This window comes from Shinella sp. WSC3-e, assembly GCF_945994535.1.
Lineage (GTDB): Bacteria > Pseudomonadota > Alphaproteobacteria > Rhizobiales > Rhizobiaceae > Shinella > Shinella yambaruensis.
The window spans coordinates 4,524,711-4,544,761 of sequence record NZ_OZ000530.1 but is presented as its reverse complement, the minus strand read 5'-3'; the positions used below and the strand labels follow the sequence as shown (position 1 = coordinate 4,544,761).

Annotated in this window: 17 protein-coding genes; 2 read left to right on the top strand and 15 right to left on the bottom strand. The window is 66.0% G+C overall.

Annotated features, from left to right (window positions below):
- Positions 1-75: 75 nt before the first annotated feature.
- From pnp to rimP, 10 genes are all read right to left on the bottom strand, one after another.
- Positions 76-2,220, bottom strand: coding sequence for a polyribonucleotide nucleotidyltransferase (gene pnp / locus AABF56_RS22295; RefSeq protein WP_272804362.1), 2,145 nt, complete (start codon positions 2,218-2,220; stop codon positions 76-78).
- Positions 2,221-2,629: 409 nt separating this feature from the next.
- The gene (gene rpsO / locus AABF56_RS22290; RefSeq protein ID WP_064328820.1) at positions 2,630-2,899 is read right to left on the bottom strand and encodes a 30S ribosomal protein S15; all 270 of its coding nucleotides are present in this window, start codon (positions 2,897-2,899) and stop codon (positions 2,630-2,632) included.
- 142 nt (positions 2,900-3,041) lie between these two features.
- Positions 3,042-3,371, bottom strand: a complete 330-nt coding sequence (locus tag AABF56_RS22285) for an SH3 domain-containing protein (protein WP_272804361.1) — start codon at positions 3,369-3,371, stop codon at positions 3,042-3,044.
- 43 nt (positions 3,372-3,414) lie between these two features.
- Entirely contained in the window at positions 3,415-5,067 is a 1,653-nt protein-coding gene (locus AABF56_RS22280; RefSeq protein WP_272804360.1) for a sensor histidine kinase, read from the bottom strand.
- Positions 5,068-5,292: 225 nt separating this feature from the next.
- Positions 5,293-6,228, bottom strand: a complete 936-nt coding sequence (gene truB, locus AABF56_RS22275; RefSeq protein WP_272804359.1) for a tRNA pseudouridine(55) synthase TruB — start codon at positions 6,226-6,228, stop codon at positions 5,293-5,295.
- 12 nt (positions 6,229-6,240) lie between these two features.
- Positions 6,241-6,651: a 30S ribosome-binding factor RbfA gene (gene rbfA / locus AABF56_RS22270; RefSeq protein WP_272804358.1), complete on the bottom strand. Its 411-nt coding sequence runs from the start codon at positions 6,649-6,651 to the stop codon at positions 6,241-6,243.
- Positions 6,652-6,723: 72 nt separating this feature from the next.
- Positions 6,724-9,372 carry a translation initiation factor IF-2 gene (gene infB, locus AABF56_RS22265; protein WP_244767453.1) on the bottom strand — a complete coding sequence of 883 codons (2,649 nt, stop codon included), beginning with the start codon at positions 9,370-9,372 and terminating at the stop codon, positions 6,724-6,726.
- 101 nt (positions 9,373-9,473) lie between these two features.
- On the bottom strand, positions 9,474-10,127 hold the full coding sequence (locus AABF56_RS22260) for an RNA-binding protein (RefSeq protein ID WP_244767452.1): 654 nt from the start codon (positions 10,125-10,127) through the stop codon (positions 9,474-9,476).
- Positions 10,128-10,156: 29 nt separating this feature from the next.
- Positions 10,157-11,755 (bottom strand): transcription termination factor NusA, encoded by a 1,599-nt coding sequence (nusA, locus tag AABF56_RS22255; RefSeq protein ID WP_064328814.1) that lies wholly within the window; start codon positions 11,753-11,755, stop codon positions 10,157-10,159.
- Between the two features lie 133 nt (positions 11,756-11,888).
- Positions 11,889-12,500, bottom strand: coding sequence for a ribosome maturation factor RimP (gene rimP / locus AABF56_RS22250; RefSeq protein WP_272804357.1), 612 nt, complete (start codon positions 12,498-12,500; stop codon positions 11,889-11,891).
- 257 nt (positions 12,501-12,757) lie between these two features.
- Between rimP and AABF56_RS22245 the strand changes: the two genes are divergently transcribed.
- Entirely contained in the window at positions 12,758-14,386 is a 1,629-nt protein-coding gene (locus AABF56_RS22245) for an MFS transporter (RefSeq protein ID WP_244767450.1), read from the top strand.
- Between the two features lie 46 nt (positions 14,387-14,432).
- Here AABF56_RS22245 and AABF56_RS22240 read toward each other — a convergent pair whose 3' ends face one another.
- Together AABF56_RS22240 and recR are read right to left on the bottom strand one after the other, a co-directional pair.
- Complete coding sequence (locus AABF56_RS22240) at positions 14,433-15,674, bottom strand: lytic murein transglycosylase (RefSeq protein WP_272804356.1); 1,242 nt, start codon at positions 15,672-15,674, stop codon at positions 14,433-14,435.
- 157 nt (positions 15,675-15,831) lie between these two features.
- Positions 15,832-16,437, bottom strand: coding sequence for a recombination mediator RecR (recR, locus tag AABF56_RS22235; protein ID WP_244767449.1), 606 nt, complete (start codon positions 16,435-16,437; stop codon positions 15,832-15,834).
- Positions 16,438-16,497: 60 nt separating this feature from the next.
- On the opposite strand from recR, the gene AABF56_RS22230 reads away from it, so the two are divergent.
- Positions 16,498-17,109, top strand: a complete 612-nt coding sequence (locus AABF56_RS22230) for an MOSC domain-containing protein (protein ID WP_272807396.1) — start codon at positions 16,498-16,500, stop codon at positions 17,107-17,109.
- On the opposite strand, the gene AABF56_RS22225 is transcribed toward AABF56_RS22230, so the two are convergent.
- From AABF56_RS22225 to AABF56_RS22215, 3 genes are all read right to left on the bottom strand, one after another.
- Positions 17,110-17,721, bottom strand: coding sequence for a LysE family translocator (locus tag AABF56_RS22225; protein WP_272804355.1), 612 nt, complete (start codon positions 17,719-17,721; stop codon positions 17,110-17,112).
- A gap of 35 nt (positions 17,722-17,756) precedes the next feature.
- Positions 17,757-18,080: a YbaB/EbfC family nucleoid-associated protein gene (locus AABF56_RS22220; protein ID WP_064328809.1), complete on the bottom strand. Its 324-nt coding sequence runs from the start codon at positions 18,078-18,080 to the stop codon at positions 17,757-17,759.
- Between the two features lie 76 nt (positions 18,081-18,156).
- The gene (locus AABF56_RS22215; protein ID WP_272804354.1) at positions 18,157-20,049 is read right to left on the bottom strand and encodes a DNA polymerase III subunit gamma/tau; all 1,893 of its coding nucleotides are present in this window, start codon (positions 20,047-20,049) and stop codon (positions 18,157-18,159) included.
- Positions 20,050-20,051 lie beyond the last annotated feature (2 nt).

Below are 20,051 nucleotides of genomic sequence, written 5' to 3'. Positions count from 1 at the left end.
CGGCGGAGATACGGGTCTATAAAAAAGGGGCGCGGAACGTGCCGCTCCGCGCCCCCTTGATCGATAAAAATCCGATTACTCGGCGGCGGCTTCGCCGTCGCCCTTCTTGTCGGCGGTGATTTCCTTGCCGGTCGCCTGGTCGACGACCTTCATGGACAGGCGAACCTTGCCGCGCTCGTCGAAGCCCATCAGCTTGACCCAGACCTTGTCGCCTTCCTTGACGACGTCGGAGGTCTTGGCGACGCGTTCCTGCGCCAGCTGCGAGATGTGCACGAGGCCGTCACGCGGGCCGAAGAAGTTGACGAAGGCGCCGAAATCGGCGGTCTTGACGACCGTGCCCTCGTAGATCTGGCCGACTTCCGGTTCCGCGACGATGGAGTGGATCCACTTGCGGGCGGCTTCGATCTCCTTGGCGGACGAGGAGGCGATCTTGATCGTGCCGTCGTCCTCGATGTTGATCTTGGCGCCGGTCTTCTCGACGATCTCGCGGATGACCTTGCCGCCCGTGCCGATGACTTCACGGATCTTGTCGACCGGGATGTTCATGACTTCGATGCGCGGGGCGAACTCGCCGAGCTGGCTGCGGCCTTCGGAGATTGCATTGGCCATTTCGCCGAGGATGTGCTTGCGGCCGCCCTGCGCCTGGCTGAGCGCGACCTTCATGATCTCTTCGGTGATGCCGGCGATCTTGATGTCCATCTGCAGCGAGGTGATGCCGTCCGCCGTGCCGGCGACCTTGAAGTCCATGTCGCCGAGGTGGTCCTCGTCACCGAGGATGTCGGAGAGGACCGCAAAACGGTCGCCTTCGAGGATCAGGCCCATGGCGATGCCGGCAACCGGCTTTGCCAGCGGAACGCCGGCGTCCATGAGGGCGAGCGAGGTACCGCAGACCGTTGCCATCGAAGACGAGCCGTTCGACTCGGTGATCTCGGAAACGACGCGCAACGTGTAGGGGAACTGTTCCGCCGTCGGCAGCATCGGGCGGATGGCGCGCCAGGCGAGCTTGCCGTGGCCGATTTCGCGGCGGCCCGGGGAGCCCATGCGGCCCGTTTCACCGACCGAATAGGGCGGGAAGTTGTAGTGCAGCAGGAAGCGTTCCTTGTACATGCCGGTCAGGCTGTCGACATACTGCTCGTCTTCGCCGGTGCCGAGGGTCGCAACGACGACCGCCTGAGTTTCGCCGCGGGTGAAGAGAGCCGAGCCGTGCGTGCGCGGCAGGATGCCGACTTCCGAGACGATGGTGCGAACGGTTTCAAGATCGCGGCCGTCGATGCGGCTCTTGGTGTCGAGGATGTTCCAGCGGACAATCTTGGCCTGGAGGTGCTTGAAGACGGCGCCGATGACTTCCGCGCTGTATTTCGGCTCGACGCCTTCGGGCAGGAAGTGCGCCTTCACCTTCGCCTTGACGGCGTCGACGGCGGCGTAGCGATCAGCCTTCTGGGTGATCTTGTAGGCGTCGCGAAGTTCGGCTTCGGCAAGGCCGAGCATTTCGGCTTCAAGCGCGGAATGATCTTCCGGGATGAAATCGCGCGGCTCCTTGGCAGCGACTTCAGCGAGCTTGATGATCGCATCGATGACCGGCTGGAAGCCCTTGTGGCCGAACATGACGGCGCCGAGCATGACGTCTTCGGCAAGTTCCTTGGCTTCGGACTCGACCATGAGGACGGCGTCCTGCGTGCCGGCGACGACGAGGTCGAGAACGGACTCGTCCATCTCGTCGAGATGCGGGTTCAGGACATACTCGCCATTGATGTAGCCGACGCGGGCGGCGCCGACCGGGCCCATGAAGGGAACGCCGGAAATCGTGAGCGCCGCGGAAGCGGCAACCATCGACAGGACGTCCGGATCGTTTTCGAGGTCATGCTGGACGACCGTGACGACGACCTGCGTGTCGTTCTTGTAGCCTTCCGGGAACAGCGGGCGGATCGGACGGTCGATCAGGCGGGAAACCAGCGTTTCCTTTTCCGACGGGCGGCCTTCGCGCTTGAAGTAGCCGCCGGGGATCTTGCCGGCGGCGTAGGTCTTTTCCTGGTAGTTGACGGTGAGCGGGAAGAAATCCTGGCCGGGCTTCGGCGCCTTGGCGGAAACGACGGTGGCGAGAACGACGGTTTCGCCGTAGGTCGCGAGAACCGCGCCGTCAGCCTGGCGGGCGATCTTGCCGGTTTCCAGCTTGAGCGGACGGCCCGCCCATTCGATTTCAACCGTATGGGTATCGAACATGTCTTGTCCTTCTTGACGGATACGCGCACCGCCGCCCAAAGGCGCAGGTGGTCTATCCGCGTTCGTGACGCATCATGGGCAAGACAACGGGAGGCTTCCGGAACATGGCCCGCGAACTCTTCGCCTGAAGGCTTTTCGGCCTGGCCGACGACAGGCGCGCGCCTGAAGCATCCTGCAATCCTGCCCCATGACAGGTCATCGGTTGGTTCCGCAGGACCGGCCCATCCGGCCTGCTGGAAAATCCCCTTTCGCGAGGCGGCCTCAACCGGCACAGGCGAAACGGTCTTGTCTGTCTTGCGCAATCCCAAACGCAAAGGCGCGGCGCGCCTCTGCCGGAACTGCTCTAGCGAAACGTCCGTTCCGCAAAAGAAAGCGGCGGGCGCTCGCAAGGAACGCCCGCCGAAATTGCTTAGCGGCGAATACCGAGGGCAGCAATCAGCTTGCTGTAACGGGATTCGTCCTTCTTCTTGAGGTAGTCAAGAAGCGAGCGGCGGCTGGAAACCAGCGTCAGAAGGCCACGACGGGAGTGGTTGTCCTTCTTGTGGTCCTTGAAGTGGCCGGTCAGGTTGTTGATACGCTCGGTCAGGATCGCGACCTGAACTTCCGGAGAACCGGTGTCGCCTTCCTTGGTGGCGTATTCCTTGATCAGCGCAGCCTTGCGCTCAGCAGTGATCGACATCGTATGTCCTTTCATGAATGGAGAACCAGGGTCGCCAAAAGCCGGGATGCCGTCCAGCGATGGCCGTGAAGGCAAGTGGGGAAAGCCCCGCATTGCTGGCGGTGCCTATAAACCATTCCCTCATGAAAGAAAAGAGCCGTCGTCAACGCCGCTCGGCCGGCTGGCTGGGCGCGGCTTCGCGCGCATCGCCGGGCTGCTTGCACACGACATAGGCGCCGAACACCCAGCCGAGCTGCACGCCCTGCCGCGCGACGAAAAGCCAGTGTTTCGTGCCGACCTTCCTCTCCTCGACGATCTCGACCTGCGTTCCGTTCGCAAGGGTCGTCAGGATCGGGCCGTTCGGCGCCGCGCGCACATTGAGCGGCGTGCCGGTCGGATCGTCGACAGAGCACTGGCCATAGGCGGCAAGGATTTGGGACGCTGAAAGGACAAGGCACGCCGAGACGGCGGCCCCACGCAGGAATGACGTCATGAAACACACCCATGGCCGATGCATCGGAAAAGGAGCGGTTTCCTCATTGCGCCGCTCCCTGCTCGTGGCCGTCCTCGTCGCGCAACCGGGCGAGCGGGATCGTCACGCGCCATTCGATGCCGTCGTCGTGAACGATGAAGTCCAGCTTGGCATCGAGCGCCATGCCGAGCATGCGCTCCAGCACGACGCTGCCGAAGCCCTTGCGGCTGGCGGCGATGGCCTGCCTGTCGATCGTCGCCCGGCTCTCGCGCCAGATGAGGTTCAGATTCGCGCCGGACGTCACCCAGCTGAGGGAGATGATGCCGGTCTCGTTGGCGAGCGCACCGTATTTCGTGGCGTTCGTCGACAGTTCGTGCAGCGCCATGCCGAGCGTCTGCGACGCCTGCGGATCGAGGAGAACGGATGGGCCGGCGATGCGCACGCGCCCCGCATCGTCGGGCGTGAACGGTTTGAGCTGGTTCTTGGCAAGCTCCATGAGGTTCACGCCCTGGGTGGCATTGGCGATCATCAGGTCCGTCGACCGGGCAAGGCCGGCGACGCGCCTGCGAAACGTCTCGGCGAAGTCGCTGGCATTTTCCGCCGCCGCGGCCGACTGGTTCAGCATGGCCTGGATGACGGTGAGCTGGTTCTTCGAGCGGTGCGCCACCTCGCGCATCAGGAAACGCACCTCGTTTTCCGATTTGACGCGGGCATCGGCGGCTTCGGCGAGCGCGCGCGACACCGTTTCCAGCTCGGAAATGGCGTAGGGGCGCGGCGACACCCGTTCGCCAAGGCCAAGACGGCGCGCATCGTGCGCCAGCAGCCGGACATCACGGGAAAGGACACGGGCGATGCCGACGGCGCTGATGGCGGCGAGTGCGGCAAAGACCGCGCCGCCGATCGTCAGCCACAGGAAGGAGGAAACCGCCGGCGCCTGCACGTCCGACGCCTTCGCCCAGGCGATCATGCGCCAGCCGGCAAGCGAGGAGAATTCCGTGACGACCTGATAGTCGACGCCATCCCGCCGCATGGCGCTGACGCCGAGCCGCAACGACGGCACGACGCGCAGGAAGAAGGGCTGGCCGGTTTTCTGCTTCTCGTCGGTCGAGGCAATGACCGTGCCGGCGGAATCGAGCACGGCCGCGTTCCAGCCGGGCGAGAGAATGTCCGGATTGACCGCGCGCCGCAACGCCTCGGCATTCTTCGTCAATGTCAGAAGGACGGGTTCGCCATTGGCAAGCCGCACCGGCATGTAGACATTGAACACCCAATGCTGCGCCGTGCGGCCGAAGAAGAGGTCGGAGACCATGCGTTCGCCGCGCGACAGCGCCAGACGCGCCGAAACCTGCTCGGACGCCGTGTTGAGCGGCGTGCCGAAGGGGACGCGCGTGTTGAGGCGTTGCCTCATCGCCTGATCGATGACGAGAAAATAGGTGTCCGTGCCCTGGAGCGTCTTCGTCGCCTGGGCATGCAGGGTCGCGTAGTCGCCCCTCGGCAGGCTTTCCGACGTCGACAGGAAGTTGAGCGTCGAGAACATGGCCGTGATTTCGCGCTCGACCGCGCGATTGACGGCGCTGGTCGAGGTGCGCAGCAGCGATTCGAAGATGCGCTCCTGCGCCTCGTTGGTGCGCTTCAGCACGACGATGGAGAACAGGAAGGCGGGAATGACGACGACGAGGATGAGGCAGACGAGGTAGAAGGCAACGGGATGATGCATGCGCCGGCGGTTTTCGACAGGGCCAGCACCCTCCTCCGCATCTTCGGCGGATACCGTTCTGTCAGTCGGCGCAATCGTCAACGGCCAGCCCTTTCACCCCTCGCCCGCCGGCGGCCGTGACGGCAATGCACCGCCCGGCCCGCCCTCGAACGAACCTCGCCGGCCCATAAAGCCCATAGCTTGTGGTGAAATCAAGTCGGCAACGATTGGTTCCGCAGCCCTTCTTCAACCGCCGAAGACGCGCTTCGGCCGGAACTCGCCGCCGGCGATCTCGCCGATCGCGACCAGCTTGCCACGGGCCGTCGCATAGGCTTCGTCCGCGGAAACCGGTGCATCCCGACCGCGCAGGATGATCGGATTGCCCATGCGCAGGCGGTGCGCCTGGTCATCGTTGATGACGATCTGCGGCAGGCTGGAAAGGGCTTCGCCGGTATCGATCAGGAACGCGTCGAGGGCGGCCAGCCGCTCGGCCTCGTCCGCGATCTCCTCAAGCGCCGTCAGATCGGCGAGCGGCACCATGTCGTCCTCGCCGAAGGGAGCGACGAAGGTGCGGCGCAGTGCCGAGATATGGCCGAAACAGCCGAGCTGGCGGCCGAAATCGCGGGCGAGCGCACGCACATAGGTGCCCTTGCCGCATTCGACCTCGAATGCCGCGGTGTTCTCGTCCGGACAGCCGATCAGGGTCAGGCGATGGATTTCCACCTCGCGCGAGGGGATCTCGACGGCTTCGCCTTCACGGGCGAGGTCATAGGCGCGTTCGCCGGCGATCTTGATGGCGGAGAACTGCGGCGGGATCTGCTGGATGACGCCGGTATACTCGCCGAGGATCGCCTGGATGGCATCCGCGGCAGGCCGCTTTTCCGAACTCCGCGTCACCTCGCCCTCGAGGTCGTCCGTCGTGCGTTCCTCGCCCCAGGTCACCGTGAATTCGTAGATCTTGCGGCCATCCATGACATAGGGCACGGTCTTGGTGGCATCGCCGAGCGCGATCGGCAGCATGCCGGAGGCGAGCGGATCGAGGGTGCCGGCATGGCCGGCCTTCTGCGCCTTGAACAGCCACTTGATCTTGGCGACGGCTTCGGTGGAGCCGAAATCGAACGGCTTGTCGAGGATCAGCCAGCCGGTAACCGGCCGGCCCTTGGGTTTGCGGGGTCTGGACATCTTATTCCTGGATTACTTGTCGTCGTCGCCGTCTTCGGCGGAAAGATCGCGGGCGACTTCCGGTGAACGCAGGAGATCGTCGATCTTCTTGTAGTTGTCGAAGCTGGTATCGTCGCGGAAGCGCACGTCTGGCATGTACTTCATCTGGCGCAACTGCGGGCCGAGGCGGCCGCGGATGAACTTCGAATTGCGGTTCAGCGCCTCGATCACCGCGTCATGATCCTTCACGCCGAGCGGGGTGACATAGGCCGTCGCGTGCTTGAGATCGGGCGACATGCGCACTTCCGAGATGGAAATCACGGTCTTCTCGAGAAGAGGGTCGCGCACTTCGCCGCGCTGGAGAACCTGGGTGATCGCCGCGCGCACCTGCTCGCCCACGCGCAGCATGCGTTGCGACGGCGCCGAGGATGTTGCTCTGGTCATGGTCGTCACTTTCAAAAAAATGCGAGCGCCGAAAAGGTCCGGCGCTCGCACGATGGTCTATCCGCCGGACGCTTACAGCGTACGGGTGATATGCTCCACGCGGAAGCACTCGATCTGGTCGCCGGCGCGGATGTCTTCGTAGTTCTCGAAGGCCATGCCGCATTCCTGGCCGACATTGACTTCCGAGACCTCGTCCTTGAAGCGCTTGAGCGTCTTGAGCTTGCCTTCGTGGATGACGACGTTGTCGCGAACCAGGCGCACGCCCACGCCGCGCTCGACCTTGCCTTCGGTGACGCGGCAACCCGCGACCTTGCCGACCTTCGTGATGTTGAACACCTCGAGGATCTCGGCGTAACCGAGGAAGGTCTCGCGGCGCTCCGGCGAGAGCAGGCCGGACATGGCCGCCTTCACGTCGTCCACCAGGTCGTAGATGATGTTGTAGTAGCGGATCTCGATGCCCTGGCGCTCGGCGAGCGAGCGGGCCTGTGCGTTCGCACGGACGTTGAAGCCGATGATCGCGGCGTTGGACGCTTCGGCGAGCGAAATGTCCGATTCCGTGATGGCGCCGGCACCGGAATGCACGATGCGCACCCGCACTTCGTCCGTCCCTAGCTTTTCCAGCGCGCCGGCAATGGCTTCGATTGAGCCCTGCACGTCGCCCTTGATGAGCAGCGGGAATTCCTTGAGGCCGGAGCTCTGCAGCTGGCTCATCATCTGCTCGAGCGAGCCGCGCGAACCGGACTGGCGGGCAACGGCCTTCTCGCGGGCGAGACGCTGGCGGTATTCCGAGATCTCGCGGGCACGGCTTTCGTTCTCGACCACGGCGAACTTGTCGCCGGCGGCCGGCGTGCCGGAGAGGCCGAGCACTTCGACCGGCATCGAGGGGCCGGCTTCCTTGACGTGCTCGCCCTTGTCGTTGACGAGGGCACGCACGCGGCCCCACTGGTCGCCGGCGACGACGATCTGGCCCGGCCGCAGCGTACCCGTCTGCACGAGAACGGTGGCGACGGCGCCGCGACCGCGATCGAGCTGGGCTTCGACGACGACACCTTCCGCGGTGCGGTTCGGGTTGGCCTTGAGGTCGAGGATTTCGGCCTGCAGCAGGATCGCTTCCAGGAGCTTGTCGAGGTTCGTGCCGTTCTTGGCCGAGACTTCCACGTCGAGCGTTTCACCGCCCATGGATTCGACGAAGACCTCGTGCTGGAGCAGCTGCGTGCGGACACGCTGGACGTCTGCGGTCGGCTTGTCGATCTTGTTGATCGCCACGATGATCGGGACGCCTGCCGCCTTGGCGTGGTTGATGGACTCGATCGTCTGCGGCATCACGCTGTCGTCGGCCGCGACCACCAGGATCGCGATATCCGTCGCCTGTGCGCCGCGGGCACGCATCGCGGTGAACGCTGCGTGGCCGGGGGTGTCGATGAAGGTGATCTTGTGGCCGTTCTGCTCGACCTGGTAGGCGCCGATATGCTGTGTGATGCCGCCGGCTTCGCCAGCGACAACGTTGGCATGCCGGATGGCGTCGAGCAGCGAGGTCTTGCCGTGGTCGACGTGGCCCATGATGGTCACGATCGGCGGACGCGATTCCAGATCGCCCTCGTCGTCGGCAACGTTGAAGATACCTTCCTCGACGTCGGATTCGGAGACGCGCTTGACGGTATGGCCGAATTCGCCGGCGATGAGTTCGGCCAGGTCGGCGTCGATCAGATCGCCGGGCTTCATCATCTGGCCTTCCTTCATCAGGTACTTGATGACGTCGACGGCGCGTTCGGACATGCGCTGCGACAGTTCCTGAATGGTGATGGTCTCCGGCAGCACGACCTCGCGCGAAATCTTCTCGCGCGTCTCCTGCATCATGGAGCGCTTGAACTTCTCCTGGCGACGGCGCATGGCCGAGAGCGAGCGGCCGCGCTGTGCGCCGTCCTCGTCGGTCGCGGCGGTCGTCAGCGTCAGCTTGCCCTGGCGGCGGCCGTCGTCGGTCTTCGGGCGGGCCGGCACCTTGGCGGGCTCCGGACGGGTGACCTTGCCGCGGTTGACGGGCGCACCGCCGCGCGGGCGCTTGTCGCCGTCGTCATCGGCTTCGTGGCGGCCACGGCCGGCAACCGGCGCTACCGCCGGCGTACGGGTCGGCTGCGGGCGGGTTTCGGCAGCGGGGGCGGCAACGGCCGGCTTTGCCACCGGCTGCGCGACGGCCTCTTCCACGGCGGGAGCGGGCGCGGCGGCCTCGGCGGCGCGGCGCTCGGCCTCTTCCTTCTCGCGGACGAGGCGTGCCTCTTCCTCGGCCTTGCGGCGGGCTTCCTCTTCCACCTTGCGGCGGGCCTCGTCCTCGGCGCGCTGGCGCGCTTCGGCGGCGTCGCGGATCTGTGCTTCGGCAAGCGCGCGGCGACGGGCCTCGACCTCATCGGGGGAAAGCTGGTTCAGCACCACGCCGACACGCGGGCGGCTCTGCTCATGCTGCTGCGGCGCCGGGCGCGAGTGTTGCTGCACGGGGCGCGTCTGCTGCGGTTCGGGCTGGCGCTGCTGCACGGGCGTGACGGGCGTCACCGGCCGCTCGTCTTCCGGGCGGTTGATGCGGCGCTTGCGGGTCTCGACCACGACGGCCTTCGTCCGGCCACGACCCATGTCCTGGCGCACGGTTCCCTGCTGAACCCCCGAGGGCTTCAGGCTCAGGGTCTTCTTGCCAGCCACGCTGATCGTCTTGTCGTCTTTGTTGTCGGTCATTCCGTTCCGTTCCTAAGATCAGGGCCGGATGCGTATCACCAGACCCCGTCGTTCAATTGTGTTCCAATGCGATTTCGGCCGGCGGAATGCCGGTGACCGCGTCATTGGTTTGTCTGGCCAGCGCCACCTTTTGCCATCATTTGGCTGTCGCCCCGGTATTTCTCGAGCATGATTGCGCGCTTCACTACACCCTCACCCGCCTGCCCTGCAAGCGCCGCGGCATGGATAAAAGCATTCTGGCCCAAAAGGCCCTCCAATTCGCCCTCCGAAAAGAGCCTGAAGGAGGGTATTTCCGTTTCGTCTTCGGTGAGGAAGCTTGCCGCCCGCCTCGCCTGGTCGATCTTTCTCACGCCGTCCTCGGCCGCGTCCGTCGCGTGGAACACGGCAAGAGCGGCCAAAGACCGCACCGCCTGGTCCACCTTGGTGGAGCCGGTGATGAACTGGCCGGCCTTACGCGCCATGTTCATCATGCCCCCGAGCTGGGCCGCCAGAAGCCGGTCCACCTCGGCCCCGAGCTCCGGGCCGGCCTTCGCCTCCGCCTTCAGCGCCCGCGGGAAGAGCTTCCTGGCGATCGCCTTGTCGACGATCGCCCGTTCGGCCTTCACCCAGCATCCACGTCCGGGAAGCTGACGCTTCAGGTCCGGCACGACGCTGCCGTCCGGACCGGCGACGAAGCGGATCAGATCGTCCGCCTCGCCCCTTTCGCGCGTCACGATGCACATGCGGTCGTTCACGCCGTCGTCCTTCTTACCCATACCACGGCGTCTCCAGCCGCGGGACGCCGTCAGGCGTCCTGCTCGGCCCCGTCGACAGCCGGCTCTTCAGCCGCGATGTCCTCTTCCGTGATCCAGCCGGCCGCAAGGCGCGCCTGGACGATCATGGCTTCGGCTTCGGCGCGCGAGACCTCGAACTTCGAGAACAGGCCCTCGAACTTCTTCGTCTCGCCGTCCTTGCGCTCCGACCAGCCGACGAGGTCGTCGGCGGCGCAGCCGGCGAAATCTTCCATCGTCTTGATGCCGTCCTCGCCGAGCGCGACGAGCATCTGGCCCGTCATGCCGTCGATCTGGCGCAGGTCGTCGGAAACCCCGAGCTCCTTGCGCTTGGCATCCATCTCGGCCTCGATGCGGTCGAGATATTCGCGGGCGCGGGTCTGGATTTCCTGGGCCGTGTCCTCGTCGAAGCCGTCGATCGAGGCGATTTCGTCGAGATCGACATAGGCCAGTTCCTCGACGGCGGCGAAGCCTTCGGAAGCAAGCACCTGGCCGACCATCTCGTCGACGTCGAGCGAATCCATGAACAGGTTGGTGCGCTCGTTGAATTCCTTCTGGCGGCGCTCGGACTCCTCGGCTTCCGTCAGGATGTCGATGTCCCAGCCGGTCAGCTGCGAGGCGAGGCGCACGTTCTGGCCGCGGCGGCCGATGGCGAGCGAGAGCTGCTCGTCCGGAACGACCACTTCGATGCGCTCGGCATCCTCATCAAGAACCACCTTGGCGACTTCCGCCGGCTGCAGGGCGTTGACGATGAAGGAGGCCGGATCCTGCGACCACGGAATGATGTCGATCTTCTCGCCCTGCAGTTCGCCGACGACGGCCTGGACGCGGGAGCCGCGCATACCGACGCATGCGCCGACCGGATCGATCGACGAATCGTTCGAGATGACGGCGATCTTGGCGCGCGAGCCGGGATCGCGGGCGACCGACTTGATCTGGATGACGCCGTCGTAGATTTCCGGCACTTCCATGGTGAACAGCTTCACCATGAACTGCGGATGGGTGCGCGACAGGAAGATCTGCGGGCCACGCTGCTCGCGGCGCACGTCGTAGACGAAGGCGCGGACGCGGTCGCCGTAGCGCATGTTCTCGCGCGGGATCATCTCGTCGCGGCGGATGATGCCTTCGCCGCGGCCGAGGTCGACGATGACGTTGCCGTATTCGACGCGCTTGACCGTGCCGTTGACGATCTCGCCGATACGATCCTTGTATTCATCGTACTGACGGTCACGCTCGGCCTCGCGCACCTTCTGCACGATGACCTGCTTGGCCGACTGGGCGGCGATGCGGCCGAAATCCATCGGCGGCAGCGGATCGGCGATGAAATCGCCGAGCTTGGCGTCCGGGTTGCGGTCGCGCGCCAGTTCCAGCGGGATCTGGGTCGAATAGTCCTCGGCGTGCTCGACGACTTCCAGCAGGCGCTGGAGGCGGATTTCGCCGGTCTTGGAATTGATGTCGGCGCGGATGTTCGATTCCGTGCCGTAACGCGAGCGGGCCGCCTTCTGGATGGCGTCGGCCATCGCGGCAAGCACGATCTCGCGGTCGATGACCTTTTCACGGGCCACGGCATCCGCGATCTGCAGAAGCTCAAGCCGGTTCGCACTGACTGCCATTGTCTCAGGTCTCCATGGTCAGGCCGGGGCCTTGGCCTCCGGCATCGGGGAGCGGCGCGCCGCTCCGGTTCCGTCCTCTCCGCCCCGCCCGCAAAAGGGGCAAACGCCCCCGGGACGGAACGCACTCACAAACTTATTCGTCGCCGTCTTCGTCGTTCTGGTTCGCGGCCTGCGCAGCCTTGGCCTTCTTGTCGGCGGCCAGCGCATCGCGGATCAGGTCGTCGGTCAGGATCAGCCGGCCCTCGGCAAGCGCCGTGAAGGGGATGACGACCGTCGGCTCGTCGCCGGCGGCGGGCTGGTCCCGCTCCAGGGTGAAGCCGTTTTCGTCCGCCGCCGTGATCGTGCCGCGGAAGCGCTTGCGCCCATCGACGAGGATCGACGTCTCGCATTTCAGCAGATGGCCGAGCCAACGCGAGAAGTCCGACTTGCGGACCATCGGCCGGTCGATGCCGGGCGACGAGACCTCGAGATGATACGCCTTGTCGATCGGATCCTCAACGTCGAGCACCGGCGAGACGGCCATCGAGACCTGCTCGCAGTCCTCGACCGTCATCGTGCCGTCCGGCCGCTCGCACATGATCTGCAGCGTCGCGCCGTTCTGCGCCGAGAGGCGCACGCGCACCAGCTGGTAACCGATCTGCTCGATGGTCGGCTCGATGATGTCGGCCACGCGCCGGTCGAGGCCGGTCTCGACGATCAGCCGCGGCTCGATCGCCGCATTTCCTGTTTCACTCGTGTCGGACATGACATGCCCTCCCGGGATAGTCGTTATCATGCACTCGATCGGGCCAATAAAAAAGAGCGGGTCCTCGCGGGCCCACTCTTCATCTGACGATCAAGAATTTGCGGCTGATATAGACCGTGTCTGTCACAATTGCAAGGTCGGCCCTCCTGCTCACCTGTGGGCGGCGGGATCGCACAGCTTTTGCCGCCACCGGCTTGCCCCTTTCGTCCTATGGACTAGATTGTCGACAACGCTGCGTCGAGAATGAGTGCCTGCCTGTGCCAGACCGGACATCCCCCCTCGCCCCTTTCAGGAACGAAACCTTTCGGGTGATCTGGGCGGCGAGCCTGATCTCCAATTTCGGCGGGCTCATCCAGTCCGTCGGCGCGGCCTGGATGATGGCCTCGATCACCTCCTCGGCCAACATGGTGGCGCTGGTGCAGGCCTCGACCTCGCTGCCGATCATGCTGTTCTCCGTCGCCGCCGGTGCGCTCGCCGACAATTTCGACCGGCGCAAGCTGATGCTGACGGCGCAGTGTTTCATGCTGGCCGTCGCGATCGGCCTGACGCTCTGTACGTGGTACGGCGTCATCACGCCCTGGCTGCTTTTGACCTTCACCTTCCTGCTCGGCTGCGGCACGGCGCTCAACAATCCGGCCTGGCAGGCCTCCGTCGGCGACATGGTGCCGCGCGAGGACCTTCCCGCCGCCGTCTCGCTCAACAGCATGGGCTTCAACCTCACCCGCAGCGTCGGCCCGGCCATCGGCGGCGCGATCGTCGCCGCGGCGGGGGCCGCCGCCGCCTTCGCCGCCAATGCGCTCAGCTATTTCGCCCTCCTCTATGCGCTTTTCCGCTGGAAGCCGAACATCTCGCCGAGCGGCCTGCCGCGCGAGGATTTCGGTCGTGCCATATCGGCGGGCCTGCGTTACGTCTCCATGTCGCCGAACCTCGGCAAGGTGCTCCTGCGCGGCTTCGCCTTCGGCCTTGCGACGAGCTCCATCCTCTCGCTCCTGCCGCTGATCGCCCGCGACCTCGTTTCGGGCGGGCCGCTGACCTACGGCATCCTGCTCGGCTGTTTCGGGCTCGGGGCGATCGGCGGCGCGCTGATGAATGCGCGGGTGCGCGAGCGCTTCGCGACGGAGACCATTGCCCGTCTCGCCTTCACCGGCTTTGCCGTCAGCGCCGGGGTTTCGGCGGTCAGCGCCTCGGCGCTGCTGACCGGGGCCGTGCTGCTGATCGCCGGCGCCTCCTGGGTCATGGCGCTCTCGCTGTTCAACACGACAGTGCAGCTTTCGACGCCGCGCTGGGTCGTCGCCCGCGCGCTCTCGCTCTACCAGACGACCACCTTCGGCGGCATTGCCGCGGGCAGCTGGCTCTGGGGCACCACGGCCGACACGCACGGCGCCGAAGCCGCGCTCCTCGCCTCGGCCGTCGTGATGATCGCCGGTGCGGCGCTCGGCCTGCGCTTCAAGCTTCCCGAGCTGCAGAGCCTCAATGTCGATCCGCTCAACCGCTTCAGCGAGCCGGACCTGCCGCTCGACCTGAAGCCGCGCAGCGGCCCGATCGTCGTTCTGATCGACTACGAGATCGCCGAAGGCGACATACCGGAATTCCTGGAGGCGATGACCGAACGGCGGCGCATCCGCATCCGCGACGGCGCCGGCCAGTGGGCGCTGATGCGCGACCTCGAGAACCCGACGGTCTGGACCGAGACCTACCATGTGCCGACCTGGGTGGAATATGTGCGCCACAACCAGCGCCGCACCCATGCCGATGCCGCCAACGGCGAGAAGCTGCGCCTGCTGCACAGCGGCGCCGAACCACCGCGCGTCCACCGCATGATCGAGCGGCAGACGATCGTGCCGCACGAATACGAGCGCTTTAAGCGGCAGATCGACATCCATTGAGGCGCCGAGGCCCGTCCCGTTCCTGCCAGCCGGATGGGCGGGAACCCTACCGAAGCTTCGCCTTGAGCGAGGCATCCGGATAGCAGGTCGGCGTCAGGCCGCTCTTGGCCTGCCAGTCGCCGAGCGAGCGGCGGGTCTTGTAGCCCGGCAGGCCGTCGACCTTGCCGACATCGTAGCCCTTGGCGACGAGCGCCTTCTGCATGGCGAGCACATCCGAGCGCAGCATCTTGCCGACATCGCCCCATGCGCCGCGGAACGGGCCGCTGCCGTAGGCGATGCGATCGGCAAGGTTGCCGATGAAGAGGGCATAGAGGTCGGAATTGTTGTATTCCTTGAGCACGTAGAAATTCGGCGTGACGATGAATTCCGGCCCGTGCGTGCCGGCCGGGACAAGCATCATGCCGGACGCCTTCGCCTCGCCGGAGGGAAAACCCTTGCCGGAAATGCGCGTGATGCCGCTCGACGCCCATGCGGAGATGGGCTTTGCCAGATCCGGCCCTTCCTGCGCGCAGGAGACGCCCGCCGGGATCGATACCTCGTAGCCCCAACCGCGGCCCGCCTGCCAGCCCTTCTTGGCGAGGTAGTTGGCGATCGAGGCGAGGCTGTCCGGCACCGAACCCCAGATGTCGCGCACGCCGTCACCGTCGAAATCGACGGCATATTGCAGGAAGCTGGTGGGCATGAACTGCGGCTGGCCGAGTGCGCCGGCCCACGAACCCTTCAACTCAGCCACCGTCCGGTCGCCGCCGTCGACGATATGCAGCGCCGCGATCAGCTCCTTGCGGAACATGTCCTTGCGCGTCGACATAAAGGCCTTGGTGGCGAGCACCTCCACGGCCGAATAAGGGATCTTCGCGCTGCCGAAGCCGGATTCCCGGCCCCAGACGGCGACGATGATCTCGCCCGGCACGCCGAAGCGCTGCTCGATCCTGCGCAAGGTCGCGGCGTGGGTCTTGGCGAGCCGGCTTCCCGTTCCCGCCAGCCCCTGCAGGCGCTTCTCAGAGAAATAGGCGCCGGGTGAGGAGAACTCCGCCTGGCTCTGCGCCTGCTCCGTCTTCGGCCTTGAGCCGGGCGGCACGAGGTCGGGCAGGTCCCAGTTGAGCACCACGCCCTGCATCGCCGCGCGAAATGTCTTTTCGCTGACGCCGGTCTTCTGCGCGGCCGGCCAGAGGTCGTTGTCGATCCAGGCGCGGAACATTTTTTCCACCTCGGCCTTGGAGGCGGCCTGGGCGGGAAGGGCCATCGCGATGACTGCAAGCGTGAGGAGCGATGCGAGGCGGGTGGCCATACCCCCCTCTGCCCTGCCGGGCATCTCCCCCACAGGGGGGGAGATCGAATCGTGGCATGGCCTCGCCCCAAGCTGATCTCCCCCCTTGAGGGGGAGATGCCCGGCAGGGCAGAGGGGGGTGAGCCGTAAAAGCCAGCCTAGCATGAACAGATCTCCCTCAAATCGCCGTGCGGGCGCGCAAGGCGGCCGTCAAGGTTCCTTCGTCGAGATAGTCCAGCTCTCCGCCGACCGGCACGCCATGGGCGAGCCGGGTGATCTTCACCTCGAGGCCGGAGAGCTGGTCGGTGATGTAGTGCGCCGTCGTCTGCCCCTCTACGGTGGCGTTGACGGCGATGATCAGTTCGCGCACGCCGCCCTTGACAACGCGATCGACGAGGCCGCGGATGTTGAGATCGTCGGGTCCCACGCCGTCGAGCGGCGAGAGCGTGCCGCCGAGCACATGGTAGGCCGCGTTCATCGCGCCGGCGCGCTCCAGCGCCCAGAGGTCAGACACGTCCTCGACGACGATGATGACCGCATGGTCGCGCCGCACGTCCGTGCAGACGGTGCAGGGATCGCTCGTATCGACATTGCCGCAGCACGAGCAGATGCGCACCTTGCGATGCGCCTCGCCCATCGCATCGGCGAGCGGGCCGAGCAGCTGGTCCTTCTTCTTGACGAGATGCAGCGCGGCGCGGCGCGCCGAGCGCGGGCCGAGGCCCGGCACCTTCGCCAGGAGCTGGATGAGTTTTTCGATTTCGGGGCCGGTGACTCGTTTTGCCATTGCCGGTATCTAGCCCATATCCAAGGGAAACGGAATCCATCTTGCTGGAGGCAGCGCTTGATCAGAATTCTCGCCGTTTGCACGGGCCTTACCCGTCCGCTTCCCGGCAAAAGCTACAAGACGGGCATTTTCAAGACGCCGACCGATGCGGCCGTGGTCGTCGACCGCGAGGGCCTGCTGGGCGACGCGATCTGCAACCGGAAACACCATGGCGGGCCGGAGCAGGCGGTCTACGGCCTCGGCGCGATCGACCTTGCCTGGTGGTCGAAGGAACTCGGCCGTACGCTGGAGCCGGGAACCTTCGGCGAGAACCTCGTCATCGAGGGCCTCGACAGCCGCAGCGTCTCGGTCGGAGACCGGATCGAGACGGAGAGCGTGCTGCTCGAAGTGACCTCGACGCGCATTCCCTGCAACACGCTGACCGCCCGCATGGGCGACCCGGCCTTTGCGAAACGCTTCATGCAGGCGGGCCGGCCGGGTTTTTACTGCCGCGTGCTGCGGGACGGGGTGATCCAGGCCGGTGACCCGGCAACCTATACGCCCTTCGACGGCGCGCCGGTGACCATGCCGGAGCTGCTGCGCACCTATGGCAAGAACGTTTCGGAGGAAGACCGGCTGCGCTATCTCGCCGCCCCGATCAACGACAAGCTGCGCGCGGCCCTCACCGGCTGATCAGCGGGTGGCGATGGCCGCCGCGGCACCGGCCATGGTGCCGGCGCTGAGGCGGTTGGCGATGCGCACGGCGCGCGGGCTTTTCAGGAACAGCCGGGCGCGCGAGGCGAGGAAGACCCAGGCAAGGTCGATCGCGACCAGCACGACGAACATGGTCGCGACCAGTTCGGCCCAGCCGACGAGGGTAACGGCGCCGAGATCGATGATCGCCGGCAGGAGCGCGACGTAGAACATCATGATCTTCGGATTGCCGAGCGTCACCGTCAGGCCGGCGAAGAACAGCTTTGCGCCCGAGCGCGCCTCCGGCAGGGCGCCGTCGCCGGTCTCCACCGGCGCGAACCACATCTTCCAGGCGAGATAGAGCAGGTAGGCGACGCCCAGCCACTTGATGGCGACGAAGGCGGCATGGAAGGTCTCGGCGATGGCCGCAAGGCCGAGCACGGCGCAGGTGAGCCAGATGCCCTCGCCGATCCACATGGCGGCGAGGAAGGGCAGCACGTCCCTTGCCCCGCGCGACAGCACGCGGGCGACAAGCGCCGCGATGCTCGGGCCGGGCGAGCCGGCCGCCATCATCAGCGCGCCGGCAAAGACAACGAGGGTCATCAGGCTCATCGAAGGTCCTCCGCGGAAAGCGTGACCCTACAGGATCAGAACGGCAGTTTGAAGCCGGGCGGGATCGGCAGGCCGGCGGTCAGCGCCTTGGTCTTCTCGGCGGCCTCGGCCTCGGCCTTGTCCTTGGCGTCCTTGTGAGCCGCGACGATCAGGTCCTCGAGGATTTCCACGTCGTCTTCCTTGAAGAGCGAGGGGTCGATCTTCAGGCCCTTGAGATTGCCCTTGCCGTCGAGCGTGACCGAGACGAGGCCGCCGCCGGAGGTGCCGTTCACCTGAAGGGCGGCGATCTCCTCCTGCATCTTCTCCATCTTGGCCTGCATTTCCTTGACCTTGCCCATCATGCCCATGATGTCGCGCATCGGCCTCTCCTCTTTCTGACTGGATGTTAGAGCATTTGTTTTCGTGCAATTCCGCCATGCACCTCGGCTGGAACTGCTAGTGTTCGATATCGTCGCCGGGCAGGATGTCGCCCTCGGCGGATTCCGCGACGGCCGCGACCTCGACGGTCTCGGGCTCGTCTTCCGTTTCCTGGACCTTGATGCGCACGTCCATGATCTTGGCGCCCGGGAAGCGCTGCAGGATGGCGGCCACGTCGGGATCCTGGCGCGCATCGGCAACGCGCGCTTCCTGCGCCATCGTCTCGGCCTCGGCCAGCGTCGGCCCGCCCGGTTCGCGCGACAGGATCACCATCCAGCGGATGCCGGTCCATTCCTGCAGCCGGTTCGACAGGTCGTTGACGAGCGACTTCGGCGCATCGTTGGCAAGGCTGATCTCGAGGCGCCCCGCCTCCACGCTGACCGGCCGCACGAAGGCGCGCACGAGGGCGCGCAGGCGGATGTCGCGGTTCTTCGTGCAGAGGTCGGCAATGTCGGCGACCGACTTAACCGGTACCTTCGGCTCGGCGGCCGGCTGCTCGGCCGGGGCGGTCTCGATACGGCCGAGCGGCTGGGATGCGGGCTCGGCCTGCGGCACGGGACGCAGCATGGTCACCGCCGCGCCGCCCGACTGGGCGCGCTGGGCCGGTGCCTCCGGCGAACGGGAAACGGCGGCGACCGAGGCCTGCGCCGTCGGCTGGCCGCCATTGCCGCCATAGCCGCCGGATTGGAGGGCGCGCGCGCCATTGCCGCCGCCCTCGCCGCCCGAGAGCTCGGCGAGGCGACGGGCCGCCTCTTCCGGCGACGGCAGGTTGGCGGCGTGCGCGAGGCGGATGATGACCATCTCGGCAGCGCCCGCCGGGCGGCTGGAAGCCTCCGTCTCCGGAATGCCCTTCAGCAGCATCTGCCACATGCGCGACAGCGCGGTGACGGCGATGGAATTGGCGAACTCGACGCCGCGCACACGCTCGATCTCGCTCAGAGACTGGTCGCCGCTCGCATCGGGCACATATTTCATGCGCGTGACGAGATGGGTGAAGTCTGCAAGGTCCGTCAGCACGACGGGCGGGCTGGCGCCGGCCTCGTATTGCGCGGAAAACTCGGCGAGCGCGGCGGCGGCATCGCCCTTCACGACATGTTCGAAGAGATCGACGATGCGCGCGCGGTCGGCAAGGCCGAGCATGCCGCGCACGGCGTTCACCTCGACGCGGCCGCCGCCATGGGCGATCGCCTGGTCGAGCAGCGACAGGCCGTCGCGGGCCGAGCCCTCGGCGGCGCGGGCGATCATGGCGAGCGCATCCGGCTCGAACTCCACGCCTTCCTTGCCCAGGATGGTGGTGAAGAGGCCGACAAGGTCGGAGGCGCCGATGCGCCGCAGGTCGAAGCGCTGGCAGCGCGACAGGACGGTGATCGGGACCTTGCGGATCTCGGTCGTCGCGAAGATGAACTTGACGTGTTCCGGCGGCTCCTCGAGCGTCTTCAAGAGGCCGTTGAAGGCCTGCGTCGAGAGCATGTGCACTTCGTCGATGATATAGACCTTGTAGCGCGCCGAGACCGGACGGTAGCGCACCTGCTCGATGATCTCGCGGATGTCGTCGATGCCGGTATGGGAGGCGGCGTCCATCTCGATGACGTCGACATGCCGGCCTTCCATGATGGCCTGACAATGCTCGCCGGGCACGCGAAGGTCGATCGTCGGGCGGTCGATCTCGGATGTCTTGTAATTGAGCGCGCGCGCGAGGATGCGGGCGGTCGTCGTCTTGCCGACGCCGCGAACGCCGGTCAGCATATAGGCCTGCGCGATGCGCCCGGTCTCGAACGCATTGGTCAGCGTGCGGACCATCGGCTCCTGGCCGACCATCAGGTCGGAGAAATCCTTGGGGCGGTATTTTCGCGCGAGAACCCGGTAGGCGGCGGGTTTTTCGCTGGACGGATTGGGGGTTACGTCGCTCATAG

Coding starts and splice junctions, on each gene's coding strand:
- recR (WP_244767449.1), bottom strand. CDS start 16,437: ATGGCAAAACGAGTCACCGGCCCCGAAATCGAAAAACTCATCCAGCTC.
- AABF56_RS22260 (WP_244767452.1), bottom strand. CDS start 10,127: ATGGGTAAGAAGGACGACGGCGTGAACGACCGCATGTGCATCGTGACG.
- AABF56_RS22280 (WP_272804360.1), bottom strand. CDS start 5,067: ATGCATCATCCCGTTGCCTTCTACCTCGTCTGCCTCATCCTCGTCGTC.
- rbfA (WP_272804358.1), bottom strand. CDS start 6,651: ATGACCAGAGCAACATCCTCGGCGCCGTCGCAACGCATGCTGCGCGTG.
- truB (WP_272804359.1), bottom strand. CDS start 6,228: ATGTCCAGACCCCGCAAACCCAAGGGCCGGCCGGTTACCGGCTGGCTG.
- AABF56_RS22240 (WP_272804356.1), bottom strand. CDS start 15,674: ATGGCCACCCGCCTCGCATCGCTCCTCACGCTTGCAGTCATCGCGATG.
- nusA (WP_064328814.1), bottom strand. CDS start 11,755: ATGGCAGTCAGTGCGAACCGGCTTGAGCTTCTGCAGATCGCGGATGCC.
- AABF56_RS22220 (WP_064328809.1), bottom strand. CDS start 18,080: ATGCGCGACATCATGGGCATGATGGGCAAGGTCAAGGAAATGCAGGCC.
- pnp (WP_272804362.1), bottom strand. CDS start 2,220: ATGTTCGATACCCATACGGTTGAAATCGAATGGGCGGGCCGTCCGCTC.
- AABF56_RS22285 (WP_272804361.1), bottom strand. CDS start 3,371: ATGACGTCATTCCTGCGTGGGGCCGCCGTCTCGGCGTGCCTTGTCCTT.
- AABF56_RS22225 (WP_272804355.1), bottom strand. CDS start 17,721: ATGAGCCTGATGACCCTCGTTGTCTTTGCCGGCGCGCTGATGATGGCG.
- rimP (WP_272804357.1), bottom strand. CDS start 12,500: ATGTCCGACACGAGTGAAACAGGAAATGCGGCGATCGAGCCGCGGCTG.
- rpsO (WP_064328820.1), bottom strand. CDS start 2,899: ATGTCGATCACTGCTGAGCGCAAGGCTGCGCTGATCAAGGAATACGCC.
- AABF56_RS22215 (WP_272804354.1), bottom strand. CDS start 20,049: ATGAGCGACGTAACCCCCAATCCGTCCAGCGAAAAACCCGCCGCCTAC.
- infB (WP_244767453.1), bottom strand. CDS start 9,372: ATGACCGACAACAAAGACGACAAGACGATCAGCGTGGCTGGCAAGAAG.